Genomic DNA, 25,459 nt, shown 5'->3' with positions numbered 1-25,459 from the left:
TTCATTTTATTTCTTCAACTTATCCGCCTTCGCAATAAATTGTGCTGCTTCCACACGGCTTACCGCTTTATTTGGAGCCCAGCCATTATCTGTTCCAATTGAAATCTTTTCTTGGATTAAAATATTGGCATACTTCGCACCCCAATGATTGTTTAAGTCAGCAAATTCTTTCGGTAGTTTTATATTTTCATTTCTTTCTAATTTATATGCATTTACTAACATAGAAGCCATTGATGCACGGTTAATTAACCCGCCCGGATTAAAGTTTCCCCTCTCATCACCTTTTACAATACCTGCTTTTTCAACAGCAGCAATATACGGCGTTGCCCAATGATTTTGTGCATCAGGGAATGATGGCTTTGCATCTTTCTTAATTTCTAATCCTAAAACAGTTGCTACTATTTTTGCAGCGGAACTACGATCAATATTTTCAGCTGGTGCAAATGTACCATCTGGCTTACCGTGTACTGCTTCTTTATCTACTAAATATTGAACTGATTCTTGTGCCCAAGTTGGTACGTCAGAGAATTTAGGCTTCTGTTCAATTGCACTCGCATCGATTTCAAACTGTACTTGATATGTATGATCATATTTAATTGCTGGAATTAATATATGCATTTGCATATTATATTTTTTCGAAAACTCATCAATTTCAAATTGAACAACTTTCGTACCGTTATTTGCTTTATCTTCGGAAATTACTTTTACATCATGGAATGTCCCTAATTTTTTCGGATCTTCTACTCTAAGATACTGGAAATAGCTACTATCTTGAACTGTTAACGTAACGATTTTTTTATCACCTTGAATCGTTACTTTTGCATTCTTTAAATATGTAGAAGCAACTGATGTATCATTCGTTTGATCTTTATAAGTCTTTAAAATAACGTCATACGTGCCATCTGCTAATTTGCTAGCTGCTTTCATTTCTACTACCGCTTCTGCTTTCGCAATCGGTGCCATCATACCGCTAAATGGAACTGCTAACGTTGCTGCTATAACGAATGCATTCATATATTTTTTCTTAATCATTATCAATATGACATCTCCCTTTATATAAATATACTTAACACAACTATCATATTGATAATGATTATCAATGTCAAATAAAAATAATACTATTATTTCCTACATAAGTAAGCTTTCCGCTCATTTTTAAAAAGTAAATAATGCGCGGTATGAACTTTCCTCTCTAAATAATCGATAGAATACGAGCTTGATGGATCCACTAAATCACCTATCGCTCCTGAAAGGTGATCAATGACTTGCTGCAAAATCTCTAAGTTTTTCTTCTCACTTTCAGTATTCATTTCATCCATAATGTCACAAATAAGATATTGTACTCGCCGCAAACGTAATTCCTTCTGCTCCACTTATATCTCCTCCTTATTAGTCATATTACGGTTTAAATATATGGCATCATAGCTTAACCAATGCTAAAAAATAGAAAGGCAACCATCTTCATAAAGATGGTTGCCCCTATATTTAAACTTGCATCGCTTTTTCTCTCAAAGCTCTTCTCAGCAACTTGCCTGTCGTATTCTTCGGCAGTTCTGTTAAAAATTCAATACTCTTTGGTACTTTATATTTTGCTAAATGTAACGCACAGTAATGCATCAGTTCTTCTTCTGTTACGTTCGTTTGTTTCAGAACGACGTACGCTCGCACTGCTTCTCCTAAGTTTTCATCAGGAACACCGATTACGACAACTTCCGCCACTGATTCGTGCATGTACAATACTTCCTCTACTTCACGAGGATATACGTTATAACCGCCAACTAAGACGATATCCTTTTTGCGATCAACGATATAGAAGTAACCTTCTTCATCCATTTTCGCTAAGTCTCCTGTATACAGCCAGCCATCTTTCAATGTCGCAGCTGTATCTTCTGGTGCGTTATAATATCCTTTCATAACGTTAGGCCCGCGAACAATTAATTCACCGACTGCTCCGACAGGTACTTCTTCCCCAAGTTCATTTACAATTTTATTTTCTACATGCCAAATATTTGTACCGATTGACCCTGGCTTACGCGGACGATCTAGTGGATTAAAACAAGTAACTGGTGATGCTTCTGATAAACCGTATCCTTCTGAAACGATAACGTCAAAACGTTGTTCAAAGTTTTGCAGAAGAGCAACAGGCATTGAAGCACCACCTGAAATACAAAGACGAAGCGTCTTCACATCTTCTGCGCTTGCTTCTTCGAATAAATATAAGTAATTGTACATTGTCGGTACACCGGCAAAAATCGTCGGTTCGTACGTGCGGCAAATACGGAATACTTCTTTCGGGCTAAATTTCGGTAACATTAAAATCGTTGCCCCGTTCACAATCGGTGCATTGACCGCCACTGTTAAACAGAATACGTGGAACATCGGCAGTGCCGCAACGACGCGATCATCAGCCGTATATTGTAAATACGACGCCACATCGCTCGCATTACTATATAAATTTTTATGAGTTAACATAGCGCCTTTCGGTTTTCCAGTTGTGCCCGAAGTGTATAGAATAACCGCTACATCTTCTTCATCTAGTTCTGGGCCTTCGTAAGTTAAATCTCCAGCCCCTATCATTGTAGTAAACGTTTTCATTTTTTCGGTTTCTGTATGGTTAAAATCTGATGAGGTTTCGCATATGATGATGTTCTCAAGTGAAGGAAGTCTTGTTGTAAGAGATTGTATAACAGGTAGAAGGACGTCGAGTACGATGATTGTTTTTACATCTCCATTTTGTAAAATGTAATGCATTTCGTCTGCTGTATAAATTGGATTAACTGGAATAACAGTTGCTCCCGCTTTCATTGTTCCGTATAAACCGACCAAAAAATGTGGTGAATTTCCAACAACTAATGCAACATTGTCCCCTTTTCCAATGCCCATTTCTGCTAAATTGCTAGAAAACCTTGTGACCATTTTGTTTAATTGGTCATATGAGACCGACTGATCCATAAATATATAAGCCGGTTTATCTCCCTTCTTTTTCGCCGTTTCAGCCAAAGATTGAACGAGATTCACACAAACCCCACCTTTATAAAATTTAGAATATTTAAAAATTCTAAATTAATTATATTAAAAGAAAATTAAAGTGGCAAGTGTTATTCCATTAACTGCATATAAACAGATCACCTCCTCTTCATTTACTTTGGAAGGATAAGGGAATTTTATTTGCAAGTAATTTATGAAACTAGACCAAAAATCATTTTAGGATAATATGCACTCATCTTTTCTCTAAGTTTAGTAAGTTCCTCTTTATTTAACGTCGTATGCTCTCCAAACAAGTTAATCGCGTCCGCTCCATCTTCATGAAAATACACCGTAACATATAGTGCCGGTAACCCTGCATTGTCTTCATCTATTGAAAAGACGACATCTGGTGTCTTATTAACAGTGCTGAATGTTTCATTTCTTTTCCACTTCTTATTTTGAAACATGTCTTGTATTTCCTGTATCTTTCGTCTGTTATCTGTATGCGTAAAATATATAACATTATCTTTCGCTGGTTTTCCAATCGATAAAAGTATGCGACTTGAGGACGTTTCATCGTTACAAGCTGCTATTCCAATAACGAAGCTGAGCAATAATACAACGTACATTACTCTTTTCATTTCGATCCGCCTCCTTTTGAATATGTATATTCTTTTATAAGAGGCAGATGTCCTGTGATTTTATCGTATATAAAATTATATCGGCGATTTTTCAGATATATCAGCGCAACTCGAAATATATCGGCGATTTTCCAAATATATCAGCGATTTTTAAAATATATCGACTTACCGACAAAACGTGACAATCTACGCAAAAAGAAAGAGGCTGCCAGTTACGGTAGCCTCCCTTATTTTTAGAAGAACAAATGTAAGAAATCTTCTGTTGTAATATTACCGAAGTAACGTGCGATATCTACGCCTTCTAAAGCTGCAGTGAATGCATCTTTATCAAATTGTACGCCTGTTAGACGTTCTTCAATATCATGCACATCTAGTGAACCGAAGAAGTCACCGTAAATTTTGCATTCTGTTACTGTTCCTTTTTTCACTTCAAGACGAACGTCAACTTGTCCAACTGGGAAGCGGTGTGAATGTTGTAAGTTGAACTTTGGAGATTTTCCGTAGTTCCAATCCCAATTTTGGTAACGTTCTTCAGAAAGTTTATGGATTTCTTTCCAATCATTTTCTGTTAATTCGTACGTTGGAATTTCTGTTTCTCCTTCGAAAATTGTTTCTAGAAGAAGTTGTCTAAACTCTTCTGTCGTCATTTTTTCGTTTAAGAATTCTGTAATATTCGCAACGCGGCTACGAATTGATTTAATTCCTTTTGATTGGATCTTATCCATTTTTACTTTCAGTGCTGATACGACGTGATCGATTTCAGAGTCAAATAGTAACGTACCGTGACTGAACATACGACCTTTCGTTGAGAACTGCGCGTTACCTGAAATTTTTCTGCCTTCAGCTAAAATGTCGTTACGACCACTTAATTCTGCATTTACACCTAATTTACCAAGCGCTTTCGTTACAGGCTCTGTGAATTTTTTGAAGTTGCTAAAACTATCTCCATCATCTTTCGTAATAAAGCTGAAGTTTAAGTTTCCTAAATCATGATATACTGCCCCTCCGCCTGATAGACGACGAACGACATGAATACCTTTTTCTTTTACGTAATCTGCATTAATTTCTTCTACTGTGTTTTGGTTTTTACCAATGATAATCGAAGGTTCATTAATGTAGAAAAGTAAATATGTTTCGTTAATATCTAAATTCTTCACACAGTATTCTTCAATCGCTAAGTTTATTCTAGGATCTGTAATCCCTTTATTATCAATAAATAACATCGTATCACCTCATGAGTTCCATACGTAGCCACTATGCGCTAGCGTAATATGGCCACTGAAAATTTGTTTTGCTTCTGTTACTAAATCAGCTGGATTGCCTGTATGCGGTAAGTGCGTTAATAAAAGTTCTTTTACATTCGCATCTTTCGCAATACTTGCTACTTCTGTACTATTCATATGCCCTGCTTTTGCAGCCTCTTGATGTGCATACATATTACACTCACAAATGAAAAGATCAGCATCTTTCGTGAATGGAATAAACTCAGGAATATAACTGGAATCAGCGCTGTATACTACAGCGTCATTACCTGCTGTAATACGCATCGCAAAGCATGTAACAGGATGAATAGTTTTTAAGAATGAGATCGAGAACGGTCCAACTTGAAGTGTTTCTTCTGGATTGTACGCGATTCCTTTCGTATGCGGTTCATGCGTTAAAGACTGGAATCCATTCTCGTCAAACGTATGACCGTATATTGGTAGTTCCGGTAGTTGTCCCTTTGTCGCACTCGTAATTAGTCTCGCATATTGCAATACCCCAATGTCTGCAACATGATCGTGATGATAGTGCGAAAGTACAACTGCATCTATATCAGATGGTGTTATATATTTTTGAAGCTGTGCTAGTACACCACTACCACAGTCTACAAGTAAACGAAAACCATCGTGTTCAAACAAATACCCCGACGTTGCTTCTCCCGCTTCTGGAAAGCCGCCCCAAAAGCCGACAACAGTCATTTTCATATGTATCCATCCTTTCTAAAACCGAGTAGAAATGCATGTTTCACTTACATTCTACATTGTTAACTATAATCCATTTCCTAAACTTTTTCATTAATTTTCAATTTTGTTATAAAACAGTTGTTGACTTTTGTTTTTTGTACTAATACAATGATAGTAAGAAATGGAAATGGAGGGATTGACATGATCGATCAACCAATGGAGTTTTTCAGAAATTTACCGACGAAAACTTGTGCGCACTGTGGGAAAGAAATTGATGAGCAACACGAAGCATACCATAACAAATGTGATGACTGCGTTCACGAAGAATAGTAGTTTGTGAACAGAAAAAAACCTAGCAGACATAGTCTACTAGGCTAATAACATCGTATCCTTCATCGTTGAACCTTTCACCAAGAGCTCCAGTTCAAACTCATACAATTCTTTTTTTCGATAATTTTTCGTATGGATTTTATCCATCATCAGGTCGACAACTTTCCGGGCCATCTCATCGATTGGCTGTTCAATTGTCGTAATACCTGGCTCTGTAATCTGTGATAAAATTTGATTATCAAAACCGATAACAGCGAGATCATCTGGAATGCTCCAGTCATGGCGTTTCGCCTCTGAAATAATTCCAGCTGCTACCTCATCGCCTCCTGCCAAAATCGCGGTAGGATTTTTTTTGTCCTTTAATACTTCATGGAATATTCGTTTTCCATCTTCCCAAGAGAAAGCGTTTTCAAGAAAATCAATCGCTTCTACTTGGCGGCTCTTCTCCGTTATTGCACGTAAAAAGCCCATTTTTCGCTGTTGGCTAACCACTTTGGTTTCGTTACCACGGCAAAAAATAAGATTACGATATCCTTGTTCTAACACATGCTTAGCAGCTATGTATGCTCCTTGCGCATGATCAAACTTCACTGTTGGAATATTTGCTTCCTCAATATATTCATTACATAACACGATTGGACCGTGTTGTAAGTATGGCTCTACATCTTCCCACGGATTTTCTAGTGAACATAGAATAATCCCATCTACTTGTTTCGTAGATAATAATTGTAAATACTCCATCTCTTTTTCCGGTAAATATCTTGTTTGACAAATAATCAGTTTATATTTATGTTCAGAAGCAGCAATCTCAATTGCTTCAATAAATCTACTGAAGAAAGGATTTGTAATCCTTGGAACTAGCACCGCAATTGTTTCCGTTTTTTGTTTACGAAGCCTTCTCGCCGCAGAATTAGGAACGAAGCCTAAATGCTTCATCGCTAATTGAACCCTTTTTTTCTTCTCATCTGAAACATATGGATGATTATTGATCACCCTAGAAACCGTTGTCCTTGATAACCCCGCTAATTTCGCCACGTCCTCTATAGTCGACACGAAATTCTCCCCCTTTGCATGAAAACGTTTTCTTAAATTGATTATATAGTATATTATTGGAAACTGCAATACGGCTTCTTATGATTTTACTATATTAATATTATACATAGGGAAAAGTCTGTTAATGGGAGGGGAAAACATACTGCTTTTAGAAGTTTATAGTAAACATATTTATAAAAATTCGAAGGTGATATTTCATGAATCGGACAGATCGTTTATTAGCTATATTAATTGAATTACAAAGAAAACAAACTGTTACAGCACAAAGCTTAGCGGAAAAATTTGAGACAAGTATAAGAACGATTTATCGAGATATGGATGCACTTAACGAATCGGGTGTTCCTATTTATTCAATGCCTGGTCACGGTTATTCATTAATGGATGGTTATTTCTTGCCCCCCATTCAGCTTACGCCTGAAGAGGCTGTTACTCTTTTACTAGGCGGTGATTATATCGAGAAAACTTTCACTTCTTCTTTTTCTGTACATGCACGATCAGCAAAAGAGAAACTTGAAATTGTTCTCCCTGCTGATCAACAAAAGAAAGCCCAGGAATTACGAGAAACTTTTCGTTTCCTTTCTCCTATGTTTTCACATCAGCAATCTGAACAAGAAAAACTAGAAAATCAACTTCTCCTATTGCAAGAATCTATTCAAAAAGAACAAGCTATCTCTTTTTCTTATCGGAAACCGAGAGAAACTACAAAAATAAAGCGGACCGTTCATCCTTATGGCTTAGTCAATATTTCAGGAATTTGGTACATCGTTGCACATTGCTTACTTCGAAAACAAATACGCAATTTTCGTTTAGATCGTATGGATACGTTACAGCAAGAACAAGAATTTTTCACAAAACCGAAAGACTTTTCTTTACAAAACTATAAGCCTGAAAGCAATCGTACTGTTATGATTCATTTATTGTTTCCATCTCATATTGCACATAAAATTATTGAATCACGATATTATTTTATAGATTCATATGAACATAGAAATAACGGTTTTCACGTCTTTTTGAAATCAAGAAATATAGACGAAGTGTTTCAATGGGTATTGAGCTGGGGGAGCCAAGTGCAAGTACTTGAGCCAAAAATTCTTTCTGAGAAAATCCGTGATGAAGCAAAAAAAATGTTAAAACTTTAATTTCACTACTGACATAATGCTGTCAGTAGCCCTCCTTTATAGTAGGTATTAACAAATACATTTTTATAAAAAGGGGTTAACAATATGAAGAAATTTGAGGAATTAGCTACGTATTACATAGAGGAATTAGAAAGGTACTCTATAGAACAATTTAGGACGAAGCCGTCTAGCGAAGAATGGTCCCTCGGTCAAATGTATAGTCATTTAATTGCCTCTACATATATGCAGTTAGATGCAATCGCGAAATGTAAAACTGAAACACCATCAGCAACTAACAAGAAAACGGATATGGGTGAAAAAGTATATAAACTTGGTGCTTTCCCGGATATACAAATCAAAGTACCAAATCATCCTGGATATACAAATCAAAGTACCAAATCATCCTGGATATACACCTGAAAATCCCTCTAATAAAGAAGAAATACAAAAACGTATGCTAGAATTAATTACAGTTGTTAAAGACATTGAGCCAACACTTTCTTCTATTCCAAGTGATTGTAAAGTCGAACACCCTGGGCTTGGTTACTTACATGCAGCAGAATGGTTCCAACTTATTTCTATGCATTTTGCACATCATCTTCGTCAGAAAGAAAGATTGGAACTTAAGGTTTTCTAAGTGTTAACATTTCCACTAAAAGAGACTGCCAATATTGGCAGTCTCTTCACTTTTGATGCAATATTCCTACGTCTATATAAACGAAAAAAATCTGTTAAGCAATTTGAAATAGTATAGGGAAATGCGTATCAACTAGTAAGACGGTACAGATGCAGAGCGATGATCTAGTAATATTTTCGCTTATAAAAATATACAATTAATTTCAAATATAAAAATAGACAGATTTTAAAATGAATAATATAGTTAAATATGGAAATTCATTTTATATCTTATGGAGGGACTTTATGACGGCCAGTATGATTTATAATAAATTAACGAAAACAGAATATGTTGTTATAGAGGTTAACGGAGGGTTTTCCGCTCCAAACAATTCTATTATAGGAGACAAGAAACTATATATAACCAATTCTGGTCGAGTATTGGGGTATGATTCTGGCGGATTATTTTCTTCTGAACAAAGCTGGGAATATACAGGGAAGATTAAAGTAAAATTTTCAAAATCTGATGTGCAATTATCTAATTATAAAACAGATTCTTTTACATTTCATATTTCTATAACTCATGGACAATTTTACAAGTTATATACATCAGGAGTAAGAAAAAAACGATGGCATATTGTTGGTGAAACAGCTACTAGTGCACCGTGTTTAATATCAAACAACTTTGAAAGCGAACATTCTGAAATGTTTTCCAGCGATATTATAATAAAAGATCAGAAGATAGTATTAATGAACGGCCCTTTTACCGACATATACTATTATAGAATCTATTCATACAAAAAGACGGATTCTATTATAGAATTGAATGGAAAATTCTATAATAAATCGGTCGGTGATTTGGAGAATATTAAGATTTTTATCCCTTTTGATAATAAAATTAATCAATTAATCAGCTTATTAGAACAATCCCCAAGTATCTTTGAAGATATAGGTAATACAAATTTACTGTACACTGCTGTAACAAACGGTATCATTCATCGACAGTTCGTACGAAATCAAGAGCTAGTATTTGCACTTTTCAATGATGACTTAGTTGTCATGGATGAAGCAAAACGTAAGATTATAAGTCAACATCCTTTCAAAGAATACGATAGCTATTACAATTCGCTGTCAAAACAAATATTGATCATGCATAAACAGCGACAAATGGCTCGATTTATACTTTCACTAGATTATAATGGATTAGAAAATCAAATTTCAAAAAAGTTCACCAAACCAAATCATAGATTCATTTCGAATTTTGGAGATTTCACTGGTACCTTATTAGGTAAGGAATACACAAATGTGAATATAATAATGGCAATAAATGAAGAGGAAATTGAATTTATTCTAGCAGATACTTTGAATTCTATCGGTGTAGTGAGGTTGGTAAACGCCCAATTTATTCGAGACGGTAAGAATGTCATTTTCATCCACCAAGGTGAAATAGCGCTTATAAAAACGAAGAATAAATTCAAATTACATAATTACATACAATTTGAAGCTATAACAGAACCGTTAAAAATGAATATTTGTTTTACGGGCCATAATGAGCCGTTTTTCCTAGAACAATCGATGGACGCTATCACATTAAAACGATCCCTTCAAAAGGATTTCTTACATTTATATCATGAACAAATTGTAGATATTTCTGTAACCAACTATGGTAATGAATCATCATCTTATTCTGAATTGACAGTAACGCTCAATAATCAGAAACAATATAAATTGAACGTTTATAATGAACGTATTAAAGAGATAATGTCAAAAGCCTATTATTTTAAGAAAGAAGCAAGTCTGCCACAAGTTTCATCTGATCAACTATTTTTAAGTTATAGTCGGCAAATTAACAACCATATCTTATATCATTATTTCGGACAACTTTTCGCAATGTACGAAGGTTTGAAAGAAATTCAGGCTACTACACAAGACAAAGAACTAAAGAATGTACAAATCATTAACTATTTATATTATGCTACACAGTCTCAAAAGAAACATTTGGATAAGGTATCTATTTATCTTCCAGCAATGCTTGAACAAATGGAAAAAGATATTTTAAAGGAACATGGTCAAGGAAAGGTATATCAATCATTTAAATCATTACAAAAAAAACTTATGGGTATTACATCTCAAATTCATCGTTCTCTTCATGAAATGGAGAGTTCTATTTCAGCAGTTTCTTTTGCACTTATTCCTAGAGAGGACTATGAGAAAAACATTTCTAATCAAATAATCAACAGAGGAATAATCAATGGTGCTTTGTATGGGGTAGCCGCAATAGCTCTTAGCCCCCTCGCTTTAATTGGAATAGCTATGACCGGGATTAATACTTATTATAGTAAGAAAGACCATGAAATGAGAGAGCGAATTCGAAAAGAAAGTGAGAATCAACGTTTAGAATTCTATACTTCTAAAATACAAGATTCCTTCGAACATTTCATTCAGACGTTATTGCCTTTCTATATTTCTGAAGTGAATCATGCCGTTTTCCATACTTATAAGCAAGTTCATGCTCTTTATGAGCCTATTAAAAACAACGAAGAAGTTCGAGAACACATGTTAATGAAAATGACACAGCTCTATACATTTAAAAACTTGCCAATCGATGAGTCTGTTACAATGAAAAAACAGAAGCTTATCGAATTAGCAAATAAAAATGAAAACCATGCTGAAAAGCACGTAGACACATTCCGTTTGGAGGTTGAAAATTATGTTCCGTAATCCATTTAATCCTAACAATACAGCTACTCCTGATTCATTTGATCAGATGGATACCATAGATATGACCGGTATTTCTGAGGTAAATAATCCATTCACCAGTGCAAATCCAGATGTTACTGATACTTCAAATGTTGATTATGCTGGAGATCATTTTGTAGAGCCACATTTCGTTTCTAGTTATGATCGTCAAGACGGAACTCATGTTGAAGGATATTGGCGAGATGGTGATGGCAACACAGATATAGACGCAACCACTGAAAACGGTGGTGGCTATATACAAACAAACCCAGATGGTATTCTTGAAAATAACTTTAGTTTTTGGGGATAAATTTTTGGAGCGAAAGCTAGATTGTGGTGTAAACGGATGCTTGGAAAATATAGCATCCGTTTATTTCATTTGAAGTATTAAATGATATCCCTAACATCGATGTTTTTCCGGACTCTCATGTATAAGACTACTAACTTGCAAGAAAATCCCCCTTCCTCATTACATTTATAACTCTTCCCACTTCGTCCAAACTTCTCTCCCATTTATATGGTACATATTATCCTCGCGATCCATAAACCCGTGCACAATAAACTCGCGTCTAATCGTACAAAAATCATCGTGATATTGTTTTATAAATGTATTCATTTCTTTTTCTGTATAGTGATTTTCAGCATTTAATTTGCTAATTAAATGCTCTAACAATACTAGTTTTTTCTTCTTTTGACCTGGAATCGATTTTAGACGGTCCTCTTTATCAAAAAAGTTACGAATGGTCGTATCCCTAAATTTCATTTCACTTTCAGTCATTTTTTTGTCCTCCATCGTTTTTTTATGTACTGATTTTTTATTTGTCCTTACTATTTTTCTTCATTCTTTTACTTATAACATCCATAAGGTAATACCCGCTAATTAGTACATAGTAAACTGTAAGTATTCCTAGTGCATCTTTCATATTTATATATTTTTCTTTATGAAACAAGATAGGTGAAAGGGCGTAAACAAGAAAGATGATTAGCGGATTTAAGATAAAATAATAAGTAAGATTTCCTTTCATCGTATCAGCTCCTCTACTCTATGTTTCTCTGTAAATTGTTGTAATTCCTTTTCTTTCGTTTCTATAGTTTTTAGAAAGATTCATATCCGAACTACAAAAAAGATGCCCTGTATTACAATAAAAAAAGCACCAAAAAGGTGCTTTTTTCTACGCTTCAACCGATTGATTTTCAGCAATATTTTTAAACTGTCGTTTATGCATCCAAGTTAATGAAGCAATTGTTCCAAGTGATAACACAACGATGAAAATCATGAGTATTCCTATGTTTTGCCACATGAAGTCAAAGTCTCCGCTTGATACGACTGCTTTTAATCCTGATACAGAGTATGTCATTGGTAACCAAGCATTGAATGGTTGTAAAAACTTTGGAATTAATTCTAGTGGGAATGTTCCGGCACTTGTTGTAAGCTGAATAATTAATGTGATGATGGCAATGAAACGCCCTGCATCACCGAATGCTGTTACTAAACATTGAATTAACGCGATAAACGCTAAGCTTGTAACGATGCTAAAGAGTATGAAATACGGAATACTTTGTACTTCTACACCTAATCCGAACAGTAATATGACATCAGCTACTACTGCTTGAATAATACCGACTGATAGTAATACGCCAAACTTACTAATAAACCAGCTAAACCCTGATTTTGGAACACCAACTGTGTCACGTAATGGATATACGATTGATAATAGTAATGCCCCAACGAATAAACCGAGTGATAAGAAATACGGTGTGAATCCAGTTCCGTAGTTTGGAACTTCCGCCATTTTCTCTGTCTTCACTTTTACAGGGCTTGCAAACATATCATACGTTTTATCCGTTCCTTTTACTTCACCCGTTTTCTCTGCCCCTTCGCCTAGTTTCTCAGCAAGTTCACCTGAACCGTCGTTTACTTTTACAAGGCCATCCGTTACTTTCCCGGAACCGTCTGCTAGTTTATTTACTCCGTCGATTAACTGGGTTGAGCCAGTTGATAATGCACCTAAGCCTGTTGTTACTTGACCGGAGCCACTAGCTAATTGATTTACTCCACCTGCCATTTGATTTGCTCCTACAGATAATGTACCTAAACCGCCTGTTACTTGGCTTGAACCATCTGCTAGTTTATTTACTCCGCCTGCCATTTGGTTTGCTCCTGCAGATAATGCACCTAAACCGCCTGTTACTTGACTTGAGCCATCTGCTAATTGATTTACTCCACCTGCCATTTGATTTGCTCCTGCAGATAAAGTTCCTAAACCGCCTGTTACTTTACCTGAGCCATCTGCTAATTGATTTATCGCATCAATTAATTGACCGGATTCATTTTTAAATTTATTTGCGCCTTCTTTAGCAACATTTAACTTTACACCAAATCCTTGAAATTTTTCAACAAACCCTTTTTGTGCACTAGATAATTGTTCAATACCAGCAGTTAAGGATTGTAACTCTGCTGCATTCGGCAGTTTGCTTTGTCCATCCCCTGTTTTTTGATTTATTTCGCCTTTTAATTGTTTTACTTCTTCATTTAATTTATTTGTTCCGCCTGCTACTCCAGTAGTTTTTTGCTGAACTGTCGCTGTACTTTTTACAGCACTTGTTATGAATGGTTGTAACTGCTCTTGATATTCTTTCGGTAAACTTTCAATTTGCTTTTGTAAATTCGCTACATCTTGCGTTGCATTTTTTGCATCTTCTTCTGTTGATTGCGTAAGCTCATTTAACTGATTTACATTCGCCCCAGCACCATCTATTTTCTCATTTACTGTATTCAATATAGAAGGGCCTTTCGACTGCATTTCCCCCAATCCTGCAACAGATTTTTGTACATTACTATTTAAATCTTGCAATCCCTTTTGAATCTCTTGAGACCATTTTTCTAATTGACTTTGCCCTTCAGCAAGTTTTCCCATACCATTTGATAGATCCGTTGTTCCTTTTTGTAATTCACCGGATTTACTTACTAATTTGTTCAAACCACCGGTCACTTTTTCAGATCCATCATGTAATTCGCCAATTCCTTTTTGCATTTCACCCGTTTTGTTATTTAACGTATTTAAACCTGCTGTTACTTTTCCGGATCCATCTATTAATTTTCCGATACCTGTTTGCATCTCACTTGTTTTACTATTTAACGTATTTAAACCGTTCGTTACTTTTCCTGACCCATCTACTAATTTTCCAATACCTATTTGCATCTCACCTGTTTTGCCATTTAACGTATTTAAACCTACTGTCACTTTCCCAGATCCATCAAATAGCTTCCCTACTCCATCCTTCATCTCCCCAGACTTTCCTTGAAGTGTATGAAGGCCATCTGTTACTTTACTTGAACCATCATGCAGCTCACTTGATCCGTCATGTAGTTTACTTGCTCCTTCCGCCCCATCTGCTAATCCTTTTGAGACGTCTTGAATGGAATCAAACATTTTCTCTGCATATGTTTTCGTTAACGTACTTGCTACTTCACCTTTAATTTTTTCAATGGCTGTTCCGCCAATTTGTGAAGATAAGAAGTTTAAGCTTTCGTTTGGAATATATTCTAAGTTTAATGGTTTCGGTTCATCTTTTAATAATGTTGTAGCGTTACTTGAGAAGTCATCTGGAATGCGTACTAACATGTAATACTTTCTACCTTCCATTCCTTTTTTCGCTTCTTTTTCACTTACAAACTCCCATTTAAAACTTGTATTATCTTTTAAATTATCAACGAGCCCTTTTCCGACCTCAATTGGTTTTCCGTCAAACACTGCACCTTTATCTAAATTGACTACCGCAACTGGTAAATCATCTAACTGTTTATACGGATCCCAAAAGGCCCATAAAAACATGCCTGCATATAAAATCGGTACGAATAAAACCGCGATAATTGGAATTAATATTTTTTTACTTTTTATAATTTGTGTGAACTCTTTACGAAGTAACTGATTTCCTTTCATCATTTATCCCCCTTTTTAAAATGACTATATTGTTCATTTAGTCATTTTTACCCAAACAAAAAGGCTATACCTATTCATACATATGCCTTATCCCCGAATTTATACTATGCAACTGTTCCTTACTATGAAGTGAATATTTCTATTATCCCTCCTAAATTAAATATATGACCACTTTGTTCAATTGGTCACTTTTTTATAATAATAAAAGGATTATCTTAGTTTGACAATCCTTTTAATAAATAAAGTTCAAATAATTCTGCAATTTTTTCTTTTTCTAGCGGCTCATGATTTTTTTCCCAATCAAAAATAAGCGATACATATAAGCGAAGCATAATAAATGCTGTAATTTCTGGATCACATTTGCTAATTTCACCTTTATCAATCGCAATCTTTAAATACGATTGAATGACAGAAACGATTTCCACATCTACTTGTTGCATCACTTCTTGTACTTCTTTCGTTCCCATATCGCGCTCTTCTTGAATTAACTTAATCATGAGCTGATGTTCTTTTCTGAATTCTAATATGCTATATAATGCTCTATGTACATTTTCAAAAAATGAAACATCTGAACGAATTGCATTTTCTGCAACTTGCTTCATTTCTGTAATTAAATTAGAAATAATCTCGCCAAATAGCTCTTCTTTATTTTTGAAAAAAGTATAAATCGTTCCTTTTCCTACATTCGCTAACTTCGCTACTTGATCCATCGTTGTTGCTTTATAACCGAATGCTGAAAAAGACTTTGTTGCAGCCTCAATAATAGAACGTTTTCGATCTATCGCCACATCGTCACCTCCAAAAATGACCAATTGGATAATATAGTCAATTAGTACATCTTTGATATTACCACACGCTTACATTCTATACAAGTTCTCTTTTTTATTATTTCCATCATAAAAAATTTCAGTCAAGTTATATCATACTTTCCATAGTTTATCAGAAGAAAAGAGAAAAGGAAAAGGTGTTCTTGAGATATACAGCTAAACCTTACTTACAAACAACAAATTTCTCTTTTTTCAAATAATCAAATAAAAAAACAAGAAAATCTTTACATTTAATAGTAATATAGAAAATAGACAAGTTTATCCGACTTTAACGGGCAGTAAGACCCCACCTCAAAATTCAGCGAAAGCAAAGAATTTAGGTGGGGATCGGGCTGTCCATAAAAGTCCGATTGGTGAAGACTAATAATCAGTGGGGGCTTTTTCAGTCATGATGCGTGCACTTCGTTTAAATATAAAGCAAGCTTTTTGTAATCGTGTTTCTTTAATTATTTTGTTTAGTGGATTCGTTCTTATTTGTATTTATCATTATTATTATGTCATTCGTTATTTAGGAAACGCTGCGGGCGGACCTATATCAACAGATATAAAATGGATTGGATTTCGTGATAATGAAATGGATGTTTATTTATTATTAATGCCAGTTATTGCGAGTTTCCCCTTTAGTACAAGTTACAATTCCGATAAGTCAGATGGTTTTAAACCGTTCGTAAGTAAAGGAATTTCGTTATTTCCTTATTCAATAACGAAATATATCGTTACGTTTTTTTGCGGAGGATTTCTTTATACATTTCCGTTCATCTTATCATTATTATTTTGCAAATTAACAATTCCAGACGGAGAACCTATAGCTGGTTCAGGCATCATAAATGATGATGGAATGTTCGCAAACCTATATTTAGATGCGCCTCTCACTTACATTACGGTATATATCGGAATTAATTTTTTATTTGCAGGTTTAATGGCCCTCTTAGGACTCGCTGCATCTGCATGGTCACAAAAGGACTATATGGCGATTCTATTTCCATTTGCAGTTAACTCCATTCCGTACGTCCTGCTAAATACAATATTCCCTACAATAGGCGGAGCACCTATTCATTTATATGACCCAAAGCAACCATTGCAAGGCATGTCACCGTACATTTTAACGATGCAATGTGCTTTCTTCCTTCTCGTTAGCTTACTTATGTATATACAAGGAGTAAAGCGGGATAGAAAAAAATATAGAAGAAGACTGCAAAGAAGAGATCGGTGTAGAAAAGCGTTTCAAGTAATTTCAGACTAAATCATTGAACGAATAAGAGCGTAATTCCCTAATTTAGATTAGAGAATTACGCTCTTATTATCATTTACATGTATCAATCGCATATTTTCACTATTCATATCATCACCCTCCCCTTTACGGCGTACCAGCCAATCCCCATAAAATAACGACCGCTACAAAATAAATCGCTTTAATACCTACCACTAAACATAATGAAATAATTGCATATTTACTTAATTCTCTTCTTGCGCCAATTAAAGTAAAAATAACTGCCAAACTAAATGTTATATAAGATGCCGCTGTATGTATTAAGTTATATGTAATATCTAAACTTTGCGTAAGTCCTATTACCTCCGCTACAAATTGAAGCATGACGATTGTACTAAAAAAAATTGCAAGCTGATTCATTAATTTTCCATTTAACCATGCTTGCATCTTCAACCTCCTCGTTAATAATACTGAATTTTTAAATAATTTTAACATGATTTTTACAGAAAAAGAACGCTCAGTATATCTCTAAGCGCTCTTTCTCAACTATTTAAGAAGCTTTCTTCAAATCAATTTGAGCAAGTACTGGGTCGTGGTCACTTACACGTCCGTGTTCTTTCATAATGTTTGAGTTTAAGTGTAATGGATCTACGATTGTGTGCGGTGCGATGTTGTTTGTTACTAAAATATGATCTAACACTTGTGCATTTCCTTCATGGATGTACGTGTAGCGGTTCTCTTTTGGCACTGTGTTTAACATATTTTTTAAGTTTGTTCCCTCTAATGTTTTTAGTGGTTTAGCGAACTCAAAATCGTTCATATCCCCTAACACAACAACTGGTGCATTCGTATTCTTTTTCTGAATACCTTGTACGAAATTGTTTACTTCTTGTGCTAATTGAACTCGTTTTTCTTCACTTTTTAATACGAGCGGCTGTACTTTTCCAAATGGTGTTGCATCTCCTATTTTTGAGTTTAAGTGATTTGCAACAACAACTAAATTTTGCCCTTGGAACGTAAATTCTGCCGCTAACGGTTTACGTGTACTTTCAAACAATGGGTTTTCGTCTCCAATACGGACAACGTTTTTATCAAGCAACTTCGGTACTGTCGCTAATTTCACGCGTGATGGGTTATAGAAGAACCCGACGCGAATGTTAGCGCCTGGTGCTCCCCCGTCTAAATTATTATTCGGAGCAATTTCTACATACTCATACTTTGGCCCGCGAATTTCTAGCACTGCATCAATGATACGTTTTGCGCTTAACGAAGCATCTGTTGTACCGTCATTAACCGTTCCGTTATTATCTTGCATTTCCTCTACACCGATAATATCCGGCATTTTTAAATTGTATTTAATAGAATACGCTAACGCTTTTACTTTTTCATCTGTTGTTTCTTTTTTATTCGCCGAGAAGTTTTCAATATTATATGTAGCAACCGTTAACTTATCAAGACGCGGCTGAATATTTGCTCCTATTTGCTTAAATCCACCGTCTACTACAGATGGTAATTCCGTTATTGGCGCAATGCGGAACGCACCGTAATCATATCCGACTACTCCTGTTATATCTCCAGTGAAAGTATCTCCTACTTTTGCTACATAATCACGAGGTACTTTTACAGAAAGACGCTCTGGGTTTAATTGATTTTCATCTAATACAGGTGTGCCATATTTCGTTACGACTTTATTTCCGCCATTTTTCACTGTTACATATAAATTCCCGTTTTTCTGAGGTGCAATAATTTTTGGCGTTGGCATCGTAACGCGCATACCTTCTATACTTTCATAAAAATCGATTGCATCTTCATTTGGATCAAATAAACCAAATGCATCATTATCGATAATTTGATCAGGAATTTTCACACCGTTTTCTCCAAGTACAATCGGTGCTGGTAAAACTTGATCTTTTGCGATTACAGCAACGCGGCTCGCTTTAATTTCCGTCGTCGTTAAGTCTGTGTCAAACCTTTCTGCATATCCAGGTCCAACATATTCTTCTACTACTCCATCAACTTGAATAAGATCTCCTACTGCTACATTCGCATCCTTTTTGTACACATACATACCTTCTGAAGTAGCTGGATCATTATCTGGCTGATTATCTTCTATATAAAAACCATTTTTATCAAGCGCTGTTACAACGCCTTCCACATTGTATACTTTCTTCCCGTTGTAAGGAGAAATATGTGATTTTCCTTGAATATCATGAATACGAACTGGTTCATTGTTTACGATAACAAATGAAAATGTTGAAATTGCTGAAGAAGTAAGCCCTTCTTTCTCTGCAATTGCTTTAATCACACTATTTTCATTCACTACAATTTGTCCGTTATAACGAACACTTTTATTTGTAGGGTTAGAGCCATCTAACGTATAGTAGATTGTTGCTCCTTCTGTATTCGTTGTTAACGTTACTGCTGTTCCTTTCGCAATTTCTCCGCCACTAGGCGACGCTACTACATCGCTAACACGGTTTTGTCCTTCTCCTTGAAACTTATGAGCTGTTACTGATTTTAAACCTGTGCTACTAAAATATAATTCAAGCGTCCCTGTTAAACTAACTTTCTTCCCGATATTTTCAGGATGATCTTTCACGTTTACTGCCGCTCTCACATCGCCTTTTGGTAACTGAACAGGCATGATTTTGTCTGGATTCGTTTCATTTGGCGAATCAGCAATTGCTACGTTTGTATCATCAAACTTAGCCGGATCTTTCGTGTATTTCGAAGGACTTTGCGTATATCCGACAATATATCCTTCCACTATCCCCTTCGTTTTCCCTTGCTGCTTAAATACTTGAATTGCTTTTTCTACTGACATAGAAGTCGTTTCTTCTGCTTGTACTAAAGTTCCAGTAAATGAAAGCAATAGTATGAATGATAAAAAGACACTTAACAATTTCTTCACAGCCATTTCCCTCTCCCTATTTCATATTTTCTCAGCATGTCTATCATATCAAATGATTCGTTATATAGAATGATATTTCGACAAGTTTTACAAAAAATTTATTTAATTTACAAGCTTTCAAACTATAATACAAAATAATAATTTTACACCTTATACGAATGCGTTTTATAATATGAAAGAGAAAAAACAGAAATATCGAAATTTAATTGGCATGTAAAATGGATTCATTTGAATAGGAGTGATTGGATGGAAGTACAGACAGAAACATACCGCGCAGCTATGAATGGAACATTAGAACGTCATTTTTCAGATATGATTGCTGTTATACCGACTAGAATTACAATTGAGAAGTTAAAACAACGGCTAGAAACTATCGCTACTAAAGTTGATGAGTTAAAAATTGTTTATAGTGATGAGACAAGCCTTATTGTTGAGTTACACATCGATGAAAATGTCATACCGTATGAACTGCATATTGATGAGGCCAATGACCCAGAAGAATATAAACTGTACAATAGACAAGATTCTACAATCGTAGATCGTAATTTTGAAGATGCGGCTTTCGGGACTGAAATTTTCACCCGTACGCTATTTGTAGGCGATGTGCTGGACTGCTTTTTCCAGCAGTTACAGTTTTTATGGAACCTTGCGCCAGATTTGTTATTTGTAATTGATTCAAGTGCAGCAATGAAGGTGATATCTAGAAGCTATATTGAATATCATGTTGAAAATGAATTATTACCTGACATTCCTGACTTGTACGTTATTCATTCCGTTTATGAAGACGATAAAGAAGGCGAGCCTACGCAATATTGGTTTCATACACACGGCCTTTTAAGAGCGGGCGTAACAGAAATAGAATTAATTATTCCAAATCGCATTTCTTCCTACTACGGCATTGGTGACCTCTTTCAAACATTTGCTAATAATACCGTTGAGAATGGCCAAGTCCCTATGAATGAGCCTATCGTTATCGCACATAGTCAGCAAGGTTCTATACATACAGTAGCTGTTCCATGGGAGAAAGGCTTATCTTATATTGGGCATAAAACGAGTATAGATCAATTATCTTCAATTGAGAATGAAGAAGTGAAGCTACAACCAATAGATGCACAAAACACATTCTTAGGCGGGATGGATGACCGAGATGAATACCATCAATCGCCATCTGTTCTCTTGTTCAAATTTGATACTTCAGAAGAATGTATCGAAAGCTTTTTCAAAGAACACGAGGAAGCTACAGGGCTCATGTTTTATAAAACAAATAGTGAAACGGCTCGTATGGCTTACAATGCAAAAAATACTTTCGGGTATTTCAGCAACATTTTTCAAATTGAACAATCAAATGAAGATTTTCGTTTCCTCGCTAAGTTTGGTGTTTCCTATGAAGAGGGTAAAAGCGAACATATGTGGTTTGAAATGCAAAACATTACGGAAGACTTTATTCAAGGAATACTCATTAATGAACCATATTTTATAGAAGATATGAGTGAAGGAAATAGTTATCATTTAGATTTTGATAACTTAACAGAGTGGGTTATTTATGCAGGAGATGCCGTTATAAAGCCAAATAACTTATATATGTTTATTGGTGAATAAGTAACAAAACGCCTTCAATATGATTGAAGGCGTTTCTCTTTACTGTGCGATTAATTCCGTATTCATTACTTTCTCCAAATGAGAGAGTACACGCTTTGCAGCCCTCTCACCTTGATCAATACAGTCCGGAAGACCAGAACCAGCGTAAGAACTACCTGCCAAGTATATACCTGGCAACTCTTTCTCCATAAATGTTGTGAGTTTCTTCATTCGCTCGCTATGGCCTACTGTATATTGGGGCATTGCTTCTTTCCAACGGCTTACGACTGTAAACTCTGGATTCTCTGTAATATCCATCGTCTTTCGTAAGTCTTCTAGTACGAGCTGAACGAGTTCCTCTTCTGTTTGTTCTACAACTGCTTCATCACCAGGTCGTCCAACGTAACATCGAAGAAGCGTTTTTCCTTCTGGCGTTGTATGTGGCCACTTTTTATGCGTCCACGTACATGCTGTAATTGTGTAATCACTATTTCGAGAGACAACAAATCCTGTACCATCAATATCTCGCTGAATGGCTGATTTCGGGAAAACCATTGCTACATTCGCAACTGATGTGGACGGAATGTTGCGGAAGAAACGAAACTGCTTGTACTGTGCAAACATAGATGGCAATACTTTATGTGAACTTGCCACTACGACCGCGTCCGCTTCTATTTCTTTTCCGTTACTAAGAGTAATCGTATAGCCATCACCCTGTTTTGCAACTTTTTCAATGCGAGTTCCCTTTATTATCGTACCTTCATGCATCTTTGCTTCGAGAGATTCTACAATAGATTCTAAACCTGTTTTCACTGTTTGGAAGATTCCTTTTTTCGGTTCAGCTTTCTCTTCTTTCGGAGCGAGCGTACGCATACCGAGTGAAATACTGCGATGTTTCTGCTCAATTTGATACATTTGCGGGAATGTTGACATTAAGCTCATTTCATCAATATCCCCTGCATAAATACCCGATAGTAATGGTTCTATTAAATTTTCAACCACTTCATTTCCGAGGCGATGTCTGAAAAAGTGCCCGAGTGATTGGTCAGATACTGGCTTTGACCTCGGCATTAATAGATCAAAACCAGCTCTTAGTTTACCAATTGGGGAGAACAGCCCGGAAAATAGAAACGGCGTAATTTGCGTTGGAATTCCCATCATTGATCCATTCGGCATTTTATGTAACCGATTGTTTACGAGGATAAATGATTGACCGGCCTCATTATTTACAAGTTCATCGCCAAGACCTAATTCTTTCACTAATCTAGCTGCACTTTCTTTTCGTGCTAAGAAAGAATCCGGTCCGCGCTCAATTGTAAATCCATCTTTTCGAACGGTTTGAATTTTTCCGCCAAGTTTACCCGATGCTTCTATCAGTAATGTATCAATCGGCAAGTTTTTTTCATGAATATTTTTTTGTAAGTTATACATTGCTGTTAATCCAGTGATGCCTCCGCCGATGATCACAACTTTTTTCCTCAAGCAGGCTCCCCCTTTCTTCTTACAGTACAGATTCTTTTTTCTTTACTACAACATCTGTTAAGCAGTCAATAAATGCATCCGATGCGTTTGGCATTTCTGGACGATAATATTTCGCGCCAATTTCATCCGTTACCACTTTACACTCAAAGTCGTTGTCATATAAAACTTCTAAATGTTCCGCAACAAATCCAACTGGTGCATATACGAATGAAGTATAACCGTGCTTTTCATTTAGTTCTCTCGTTAAATCTTGTACATCTGGACCAATCCAAGGATCTGGTGTGTTTCCTGCACTTTGCCAACCTACTGCATAGTTTGCTACTTCAGCGCCTCTTGCAATATAGTCCGCTGTTTCATTTAATTGATCTGGATAGGGATCGCCCATTGCGATAATTTTTTCTGGTAAGCTATGAGCTGATACGATTAATACTGCTTTTTCACGTTCTGCGTCTGACATACCGTTATATATACCTTTCACTGCATCAACCCAATACTGGATAAATTTCGGTTCTTTATACCAGCTATCGATGCCATGAATTGTTAAGTTTCCAAGTTTCTCAGCTTCTTCTTGTGCTCGTCCAACGTATGATTTTACGCTAAACGTAGAATAGTGCGGCGCAAGAACAAGTGCGATTGCATCTTGTATACCGTCGTTATGCATATCTTTCACCGCATCTTCAATGAACGGTTCAATATGTTTTAAGCCAAGATACATATGGTACTCGACTTCATCTTGTACTTCATTTAAACGCTTCTCTAACTTCTTAGCTTGCTCTAATGTAATAGTAGCTAAAGGAGAAATACCACCAATTGCACGGTAACGCTCTGTTAAATCTTCTAGCATTTCAGGACTTGGCTTTCTTCCTCTGCGAATATGTGTATAGTAACGTTCAATATCTTCTTCTTTATATGGCGTTCCGTATGCCATTACAAGCAAACCAATTTTCTTTTTCATACAACAATTCTCCTTTACTTCGCTAACTGCCCTTTAGAGTATTCATGAATAAATGTAGTTAAACGTTTTAATGTATCTGGATTTACTTCTGGGAATACACCATGACCTAAGTTAAAGATATAACCCGGCTGTTTCATCCCTTGATCTAAAATACCTTTTACATGTTCTTCAATAACAGACCATGGTGCAAGTAAGAACGAAGGATCCATATTACCTTGTACCGCCTTGTGAACGCCGCGTGCACGTGCTTCTTCAATTGGTAAACGCCAGTCTAAACCGACTACATCAAGCGGTAAGTCGTGCCATTCATTTACTAAGTGTGCAGCTCCTACGCCGTGCATAATCATCGGTACACCCATCGTGCGAACTTCTGCAAAAATACGCTCCATTGCCGGTTTAATAAATACGCGATAATCTGCTACGTTTACTGTTCCAACCCAAGAATCGAAAATTTGAACTGCTTTTGCTCCTGCGTTAATTTGCGCTTTTAAATATGTAATAACCATATCTGCTAGCTTATCCATTAAAGCGAACCAAGCTTTCGGCTCTGCATACATAAACGCTTTCGTATTATGGTAGTTACGAGATGGACCGCCTTCAATCATATAGCTCGCTAACGTAAATGGAGCTCCTGAAAAACCGATTAACGGTACGTCTAGCATTTCAGTCGTTAATAAACGAATTGTATCTAATATGTACGGTACGTCATCTTCTGGATTGATTTCCCCTAGTTTTTCTACGTCTTGTAAAGAACGGATTGGATTATCAATAACTGGGCCAATACCTGATTTAATTTCTACATCCACACCAATTGCAGGTAGTGGTGACATAATATCTTTATAAAGAATTGCTGCGTCTACGTTATACTGATCAACTGGCAGTTTTGTAACGTAAGCACATAACTCTGGATTATGTGTAATTTCAAATAAAGAATACTTTTCTTTTATCTTTCTATATTCCGGCTGCGAACGACCTGCTTGACGCATATACCACGCTGGTACATAATCAGTACGTTCCCCCCTACATGCTTTTAAAAATGTCTCATTTATAGTTCTTACCAAGACCCTAGCTCCCTTCCTTACCACAATGCTTCGAATACGTTCGATATTTATCTTTTTTTACTATACAGCTTGTAAAAACAAA

The 25,459-nt window shown here is 35.9% G+C and carries 22 protein-coding genes and 1 pseudogene; 7 read left to right on the top strand and 16 right to left on the bottom strand.

From position 1 onward, the window contains the following. Positions 1 to 6: 6 nt before the first annotated feature. The 6 genes from NLJ82_RS05710 to NLJ82_RS05685 all read right to left on the bottom strand — a co-directional run bounded on the left by NLJ82_RS05710 (position 7) and on the right by NLJ82_RS05685 (position 5,575). On the bottom strand, positions 7 to 1,032 hold the full coding sequence (locus NLJ82_RS05710; RefSeq protein ID WP_000592112.1) for an S-layer homology domain-containing protein: 1,026 nt from the start codon (positions 1,030 to 1,032) through the stop codon (positions 7 to 9). An 89-nt stretch (positions 1,033 to 1,121) separates the two neighbouring features. Then, positions 1,122 to 1,373, bottom strand: coding sequence for a hypothetical protein (locus NLJ82_RS05705; RefSeq protein ID WP_000435479.1), 252 nt, complete (start codon positions 1,371 to 1,373; stop codon positions 1,122 to 1,124). Positions 1,374 to 1,485: 112 nt separating this feature from the next. Then, positions 1,486 to 3,018 (bottom strand): fatty acid--CoA ligase family protein, encoded by a 1,533-nt coding sequence (locus tag NLJ82_RS05700; protein ID WP_001055183.1) that lies wholly within the window; start codon positions 3,016 to 3,018, stop codon positions 1,486 to 1,488. 161 nt (positions 3,019 to 3,179) lie between these two features. Continuing rightward, positions 3,180 to 3,608 (bottom strand): hypothetical protein, encoded by a 429-nt coding sequence (locus NLJ82_RS05695; protein ID WP_000832616.1) that lies wholly within the window; start codon positions 3,606 to 3,608, stop codon positions 3,180 to 3,182. Positions 3,609 to 3,841: 233 nt separating this feature from the next. Then, positions 3,842 to 4,831: a lipoate--protein ligase gene (gene lplA, locus NLJ82_RS05690; protein WP_000897267.1), complete on the bottom strand. Its 990-nt coding sequence runs from the start codon at positions 4,829 to 4,831 to the stop codon at positions 3,842 to 3,844. 9 nt (positions 4,832 to 4,840) lie between these two features. Next, the gene (locus NLJ82_RS05685) at positions 4,841 to 5,575 is read right to left on the bottom strand and encodes an MBL fold metallo-hydrolase (RefSeq protein ID WP_000784659.1); all 735 of its coding nucleotides are present in this window, start codon (positions 5,573 to 5,575) and stop codon (positions 4,841 to 4,843) included. A gap of 180 nt (positions 5,576 to 5,755) precedes the next feature. Here NLJ82_RS05685 and yhfH point away from each other — a divergent pair, with 180 nt between their 5' ends. Further along, on the top strand, positions 5,756 to 5,884 hold the full coding sequence (gene yhfH, locus NLJ82_RS05680; protein ID WP_000567010.1) for a protein YhfH: 129 nt from the start codon (positions 5,756 to 5,758) through the stop codon (positions 5,882 to 5,884). A gap of 39 nt (positions 5,885 to 5,923) precedes the next feature. Here yhfH and NLJ82_RS05675 read toward each other — a convergent pair whose 3' ends face one another. Further along, positions 5,924 to 6,937, bottom strand: coding sequence for a LacI family DNA-binding transcriptional regulator (locus tag NLJ82_RS05675; protein WP_000103718.1), 1,014 nt, complete (start codon positions 6,935 to 6,937; stop codon positions 5,924 to 5,926). Positions 6,938 to 7,134: 197 nt separating this feature from the next. Here NLJ82_RS05675 and NLJ82_RS05670 point away from each other — a divergent pair, with 197 nt between their 5' ends. From NLJ82_RS05670 to NLJ82_RS05655, 4 genes and pseudogenes are all read left to right on the top strand, one after another. Further along, positions 7,135 to 8,076 (top strand): helix-turn-helix transcriptional regulator, encoded by a 942-nt coding sequence (locus tag NLJ82_RS05670; protein ID WP_001082246.1) that lies wholly within the window; start codon positions 7,135 to 7,137, stop codon positions 8,074 to 8,076. 84 nt (positions 8,077 to 8,160) lie between these two features. After that, positions 8,161 to 8,692, top strand: a pseudogene (locus NLJ82_RS05665) (DinB family protein). Between the two features lie 284 nt (positions 8,693 to 8,976). Then, positions 8,977 to 11,391, top strand: a complete 2,415-nt coding sequence (locus tag NLJ82_RS05660; RefSeq protein ID WP_000127291.1) for a hypothetical protein — start codon at positions 8,977 to 8,979, stop codon at positions 11,389 to 11,391. Continuing rightward, complete coding sequence (locus tag NLJ82_RS05655; RefSeq protein ID WP_000489542.1) at positions 11,381 to 11,719, top strand: hypothetical protein; 339 nt, start codon at positions 11,381 to 11,383, stop codon at positions 11,717 to 11,719. Before NLJ82_RS05660 ends, NLJ82_RS05655 begins: the two co-directional genes overlap by 11 nt. Positions 11,720 to 11,884: 165 nt before the next feature. Here the strand turns inward: NLJ82_RS05655 and NLJ82_RS05650 are convergent, their stop codons facing one another. The 4 genes from NLJ82_RS05650 to NLJ82_RS05635 form a co-directional block, all read right to left on the bottom strand. Continuing rightward, complete coding sequence (locus NLJ82_RS05650; protein ID WP_000140287.1) at positions 11,885 to 12,187, bottom strand: DUF2087 domain-containing protein; 303 nt, start codon at positions 12,185 to 12,187, stop codon at positions 11,885 to 11,887. A 37-nt stretch (positions 12,188 to 12,224) separates the two neighbouring features. After that, on the bottom strand, positions 12,225 to 12,434 hold the full coding sequence (locus tag NLJ82_RS05645; RefSeq protein ID WP_000678005.1) for a hypothetical protein: 210 nt from the start codon (positions 12,432 to 12,434) through the stop codon (positions 12,225 to 12,227). 147 nt (positions 12,435 to 12,581) lie between these two features. Continuing rightward, entirely contained in the window at positions 12,582 to 15,353 is a 2,772-nt protein-coding gene (locus NLJ82_RS05640; protein ID WP_000678105.1) for a YhgE/Pip domain-containing protein, read from the bottom strand. Between the two features lie 215 nt (positions 15,354 to 15,568). After that, complete coding sequence (locus NLJ82_RS05635; RefSeq protein ID WP_000963375.1) at positions 15,569 to 16,141, bottom strand: TetR/AcrR family transcriptional regulator; 573 nt, start codon at positions 16,139 to 16,141, stop codon at positions 15,569 to 15,571. Between the two features lie 427 nt (positions 16,142 to 16,568). On the opposite strand from NLJ82_RS05635, the gene NLJ82_RS05625 reads away from it, so the two are divergent. After that, a complete protein-coding gene (locus tag NLJ82_RS05625) occupies positions 16,569 to 17,423 on the top strand; it encodes a hypothetical protein (RefSeq protein ID WP_000984138.1) in 855 nt (284 codons plus the stop codon). Positions 17,424 to 17,537: 114 nt separating this feature from the next. Here the strand turns inward: NLJ82_RS05625 and NLJ82_RS05620 are convergent, their stop codons facing one another. Beyond that, positions 17,538 to 17,837 carry a hypothetical protein gene (locus NLJ82_RS05620; protein WP_001149499.1) on the bottom strand — a complete coding sequence of 100 codons (300 nt, stop codon included), beginning with the start codon at positions 17,835 to 17,837 and terminating at the stop codon, positions 17,538 to 17,540. Between the two features lie 103 nt (positions 17,838 to 17,940). After that, positions 17,941 to 20,307 (bottom strand): DUF6359 domain-containing protein, encoded by a 2,367-nt coding sequence (locus NLJ82_RS05615; protein WP_000279244.1) that lies wholly within the window; start codon positions 20,305 to 20,307, stop codon positions 17,941 to 17,943. Between the two features lie 240 nt (positions 20,308 to 20,547). Between NLJ82_RS05615 and NLJ82_RS05610 the strand changes: the two genes are divergently transcribed. Beyond that, the gene (locus tag NLJ82_RS05610) at positions 20,548 to 21,900 is read left to right on the top strand and encodes a DUF4026 domain-containing protein (RefSeq protein ID WP_000453692.1); all 1,353 of its coding nucleotides are present in this window, start codon (positions 20,548 to 20,550) and stop codon (positions 21,898 to 21,900) included. A gap of 39 nt (positions 21,901 to 21,939) precedes the next feature. On the opposite strand, the gene hemY is transcribed toward NLJ82_RS05610, so the two are convergent. The 3 genes from hemY to hemE are packed head-to-tail and all read right to left on the bottom strand — an operon-like array spanning position 21,940 to position 25,377. Further along, positions 21,940 to 23,361 carry a protoporphyrinogen oxidase gene (gene hemY / locus NLJ82_RS05605; RefSeq protein ID WP_001228065.1) on the bottom strand — a complete coding sequence of 474 codons (1,422 nt, stop codon included), beginning with the start codon at positions 23,359 to 23,361 and terminating at the stop codon, positions 21,940 to 21,942. 19 nt (positions 23,362 to 23,380) lie between these two features. Beyond that, positions 23,381 to 24,316: a ferrochelatase gene (gene hemH / locus NLJ82_RS05600; protein WP_000726777.1), complete on the bottom strand. Its 936-nt coding sequence runs from the start codon at positions 24,314 to 24,316 to the stop codon at positions 23,381 to 23,383. 14 nt (positions 24,317 to 24,330) lie between these two features. Next, a complete protein-coding gene (hemE, locus tag NLJ82_RS05595; protein ID WP_000252614.1) occupies positions 24,331 to 25,377 on the bottom strand; it encodes a uroporphyrinogen decarboxylase in 1,047 nt (348 codons plus the stop codon). Positions 25,378 to 25,459: the final 82 nt, after the last annotated feature.

Source organism: Bacillus paranthracis (genome assembly GCF_024296885.1).
Classification (GTDB): domain Bacteria; phylum Bacillota; class Bacilli; order Bacillales; family Bacillaceae_G; genus Bacillus_A; species Bacillus_A paranthracis.
The sequence above is the reverse complement of the archived record's forward strand: the minus strand, read 5'-3'. Positions and strand labels throughout refer to the sequence as shown.